We start from the raw sequence: 1,512 nt of genomic DNA on the forward strand, positions 1-1,512 counted from the left end.
TGTTAGTCCTGTGCTTTCTGTTGTTTTAGAAGGTAAATATATTGAATCAAGATGAGGCAATTGTTATGATAGGATTGAAGAGAAAACCTTGTTTGACCACGTCGTTCATTAAAAAATTGAAATCCATATTCATAAGTATGTGCTCCTTCCAAGTTTTCTCTTCAATCCTATCATAACAATTGCCTCATCTTGATTCAATATATTTACCTTCTAAAACAACAGAAAGCACAGGACTAACATGTTTAAACGAAAAAGAAGCGGGAATCATATAGTTTACAACAAGATAATTTCATCTACAAAAGGATGGGGCATTATGCGTAGCATTTATGCCCTATCCTTTTCTTTTTTAATTTGACTTAAAAGTATCCGTGAAAGATTGAAATGCTTGCTGAACAGCAGTAGTAACCGTTTTATTCCCGGACATTACCTGGTTTTCGAGCACAGGAAGCAGACCTTTAACGGTTTCATTTTTATAGAACATCGTTTTGAGTTGGTGATCAATTAATGAATATAACCATTCTTTAGATTGCATCCTTCTCCGCTCTTGAAAAACACCTGACTCCTTCGTTGTATCAGAAAACTCCTGTAGCACATCCCAAACCTCGGGAATCCCTTTACCAGTTACAGCAGAACAAGTGTATGCTTTTCCTGCCCATCCTTTGGTTGCAGGCTGAAGGAAATGCAAAATTCTACTGTATTCTGACTTTGTCCTAATCGCAAGCGGAATGTTCTCACCATCTGCTTTATTGACCACAATTCCATCTACAAGTTCCATAATCCCTTTTTTCATGCCCTGTAATTCATCCCCTGCACCTGTAAGGACAAGCAACATGAAAAAGTCGACCATGCTCCGGACAATTGCTTCACTCTGACCAACACCTACTGTTTCTATCAATATGACATCAAATCCTGCCGCCTCACAGAGCAACATCGTTTCCCTCGTTTTACGGTGAACCCCGCCCAAGGTTCCTTCCGATGGGGATGGCCTGATGAAGGCACGAGGATTTCGTGCAAGCTCCTCCATCCTCGTCTTGTCCCCAAGTATACTTCCTCCATTGATTGAGGAACTCGGATCGACAGCCAGGACTGCCACCATATAACCCCTATCACATAAATAGGTGCCAAACGTCTCGATAAATGTACTCTTTCCGGCACCCGGTACGCCAGATATTCCGATGCGAAGCGAGTTCCCTGTATGAGGCAAAATAGAATGCAATAATTCTTGTGCCAAATCAAAGTGGTGGGAAGCATTACTTTCTACCAGTGTAATCCCTTTAGCAAGCTTTGCTCTTTCACCTTTTATGATACCTTCTTTAAGTTCAGGAATCGAAATCTTTACATTGTGCTTTTTGACGAATTTGTTTTTCGAAGCTTTATTATGGCTGGCTGCTAATTCCACACCTGGCTTTAACGAAGAAGCAAAACCTTCCTGATTGTTGAGATCGACCCATTCCGGCTTCTTGTCTTCACTCATTACTGCGCCACTTCCTCATATCCGAGGCGATTGTATAT

General features: G+C 41.1%; 1 protein-coding gene. It reads right to left on the reverse strand.

The window, feature by feature from the left end:
* Positions 1–346: 346 nt before the first annotated feature.
* A complete protein-coding gene (meaB, locus tag AC1DUW_RS28535) occupies positions 347–1,474 on the reverse strand; it encodes a methylmalonyl Co-A mutase-associated GTPase MeaB (RefSeq protein WP_477644144.1) in 1,128 nt (375 codons plus the stop codon).
* Positions 1,475–1,512 lie beyond the last annotated feature (38 nt).

The sequence above is a fragment of the Peribacillus sp. P4_C12 genome (assembly GCF_056402095.1).